Source organism: Nitratidesulfovibrio liaohensis, assembly GCF_011682075.1.
Taxonomy (GTDB): domain Bacteria; phylum Desulfobacterota; class Desulfovibrionia; order Desulfovibrionales; family Desulfovibrionaceae; genus Cupidesulfovibrio; species Cupidesulfovibrio liaohensis.
On record NZ_VSMK01000369.1, the window covers coordinates 1 to 2,815 of the forward strand.

Sequence of the window (2,815 nt, forward strand, 5' to 3'; positions counted from 1 at the left end):
GACCGTGGCGGCGACCGTGGCCGTGGCGGCGACCGCCGCTAGGCGCACCGCATCACGGCAAAGCGCAATACAGACGGGCGCGGGGAGACTCCCCGCGCCCGTTTTCATTGCCACACCGCCCGCCCTGGCGGGGGGAACGCCCGCACGGCCCGGCGGCCCGGCATCAATGGTCGCAGGTGTTCACGCCAAGCTCCAGCCTGTTGCCGAACCACGCGGCCACAAGGTCTGCCGGATCGGCGGCGGAAGCGCCCACCAGCACCTGTACGCCTCGCTCCTCCAGCAACTGGCGCGCACGTGCCCCCATGCCCCCGGCGATGACCAGTCGGGTTCCCGTGTCCGCGATCCACGCGGGCAGCACGCCCGGCTCGTGCGGCGGGGGCGTCAGCAGCTCCTGCCCCTTCACGGTGCCGTCGTCCGGGTCCACGGTCAGCACGGCAAACTGCTCGCAATGGCCGAAATGCTGGCACAGCCTGCCCGCCGCCAGCGGTATGGCGATCTTCATGTCCGATGCTCCTTGCGGCGCATGGCCGCCGTTGCCGTTGGCGGGAATTTCCGATGCGGAACGGCCTGGCGCTTCCGAATCACCTGTCGGGCACACCGTCCCGGCGGCCCCCACCACAGGCTGGAAGGCCCGGATCACCGGATGCACAGGCTCGTGCCCGGCGGACAGGTCCGCCTCCAGCAGGCTGCGCCCGGCATCACCGGCTCTGGTCAGGTCGGGGTGCAGGGGGATGCTGCCCAGAAACGCCACGCCGGTCTCGCGCGCCAGTTGCTCGCCGCCCCCTGCGGGAAACAGGGGAGTAAGCTCGCCGCATTTGGGGCACACGTAGCCGCCCATGTTCTCGACGATGCCCAGAATGGGGTTGCCGAGCTGGCGGCAAAACCCCACGGACCGCCGCACATCGTCAACGGCCACGCCCTGCGGCGTGGTGACGATGACCGCGTGCGCGTCCGGACCCAGCAACTGCAATACCGAAAGCGGCTCGTCCCCGGTGCCGGGGGGGCAGTCCACCACCAGCACGTCCAGATCGCCCCAGCGCACGTCCACCAGAAACTGGCGCACCATGCCCATCTTCACCGGGCCGCGCCAGATGACCGGCACTTCGGGATCGGGCAGAAAGAACCCCAGCGACATCACCCGCAGGTTCGGCCCCGCGCTCACCGGGGCCATCCAGCCTTCGCCCGCCACTGGCCTGGCCCGGCCAAGCCCCAACATGCGCGGCACGCTGGGACCGTGCACGTCCACGTCCAGCAGGCCCACCTTGCGCCCGGTGCGGGCAAGCCCCACGGCCAGGTTAACGGCCACGGTGCTCTTGCCCACGCCGCCCTTGCCGCTCAGCACCACCAGTTTGGCGCCCACCCGCCCGGCCATGCGCACCGGGGTTTCGGTGCCGTCGCCCGGCCCGGTGGCATCATGCCCGACATGCCCGTCCCGACCACCATGGTCGCCATGACCGCCGCAGCCCGATCCGGTGCAGCCCCCGGTGGCCTCCACATGCTGCTCGCCGCTGCAACCCGCCCCGCCGCAACCGCAACGGTGCTCGTGTTCCTGCATGTCCGTACCCATGGCTACCAGTGCCCCTCCCGGTCCGGCTCCGCCGCCGGGGCCAGATTGCCGTCCGCCAGCGCCTGCAGGGCCTGGCGCGCGGTGGCGTGCGTTGAAAGATAGATGGCGATGCCGCCCCGGCGCAACGCGCTAAAGGCCTTGGGCCCCACATGGCCGGTGATCACTGCCTCTGCCCCGGCGTCGGCGGCGACCTGCGCGGCCTGAATGCCCGCGCCCTGCGCCAGCGACATGTTGGAAACCGCATCCAGCCGACGCACCGCCCCCGTGGCCGTATCGCACAGCAGATAGCCTTGCGCGCGCCCGAAGCGCGGGTCCAGGCGGACATCGAGAAGGGTGTCGTCCCCCGCCGGGCCGGGCGGGGTACCCGGCGATGCGTCCTGCACGGTTATGAGAACCTGCATCCGATCATTCTCCTGCGTTGCGACGCCGCCGCCTAAGGCAGCCCGCGTCTGTTGTGTTGCATGGGCCGCCGCGCCGCGGTCCGCCGCCCCTGCCCGAAAGCGGACGGCATCCGGGCATGGCAAGTGCGTCCGGCCTGCCCCGGACAAGGGCGGACAGCACGTCCGCCTCGCTGCCCGAAAGCCACGGCAGGACGGCAATCCCGGCCATCTCCACGGTGCTCCGCCAGCAGGGACGGATGCCCCCGCACACCAACAGGGAAACCCCATGGCGCGACAGAACGTCGATGAGCGGCGCGGGACCGCCATCCGGCACGGGGAGGACGGTCCGTTCCGCCGGAACACCGCCGATCATGCGCACGCAACGCAATTCGGCGGCTGTTTCCAGCAGCGTGGCAAGGCGGTCCTCGATGCAGGCAAGGCAGACATGGGCATTCATGGTGTCCCCACGGCACGGCGGCCGTGCCCCCTATCAGCATGCATGATGCCATCCTGAAACATGTTGGAATCACAGTGTGTTGGAAGAATGTCCTCCCTTGCAGCGCCTTGAAGGCTCCGCAATACGGGCGCAAAACACGCCCCAAATGAAAAACGGGCGTGTTTTGCGCCCGTCCTTGGCCCGGCGATTGCCGGACGGCAAACCGCCCCCAACCGCAACATGCCGGAATAAAGCTCAATATTCGTCGAATGTTCCAGACCCTGCCCATTTCGCGGGCTGCTGTCTCAGTCCGTTCCGCCGCCCTTCAGGATGCGGCGCAGGGTATCCTTGGAAATGTCCAGTTCGCGGCAGGCGGCCATCACCCGCCCGCCGTGCCGCCGCAGCGCCTCGCGCGCGGCGTCCAGCTTGGCG

4 protein-coding genes are annotated in these 2,815 nt (G+C 69.8%); all 4 read right to left on the reverse strand.

All coding sequences use genetic code 11. The annotated features are described in order from the left end of the window. Positions 1-163 precede the first annotated feature (163 nt). The gene (locus FVW27_RS12405; RefSeq protein WP_167125571.1) at positions 164-1,567 is read right to left on the reverse strand and encodes an iron-sulfur cluster carrier protein MrpORP; all 1,404 of its coding nucleotides are present in this window, start codon (positions 1,565-1,567) and stop codon (positions 164-166) included. Positions 1,568-1,569: 2 nt separating this feature from the next. Next, entirely contained in the window at positions 1,570-1,968 is a 399-nt protein-coding gene (locus FVW27_RS12410) for a NifB/NifX family molybdenum-iron cluster-binding protein (protein ID WP_167125573.1), read from the reverse strand. Between the two features lie 4 nt (positions 1,969-1,972). After that, positions 1,973-2,404: a NifB/NifX family molybdenum-iron cluster-binding protein gene (locus FVW27_RS12415; protein ID WP_167125575.1), complete on the reverse strand. Its 432-nt coding sequence runs from the start codon at positions 2,402-2,404 to the stop codon at positions 1,973-1,975. A gap of 284 nt (positions 2,405-2,688) precedes the next feature. Continuing rightward, positions 2,689-2,815: helix-turn-helix domain-containing protein (locus FVW27_RS12420; protein WP_167125578.1), on the reverse strand; the 127-nt coding region annotated here is incomplete at its 5' end.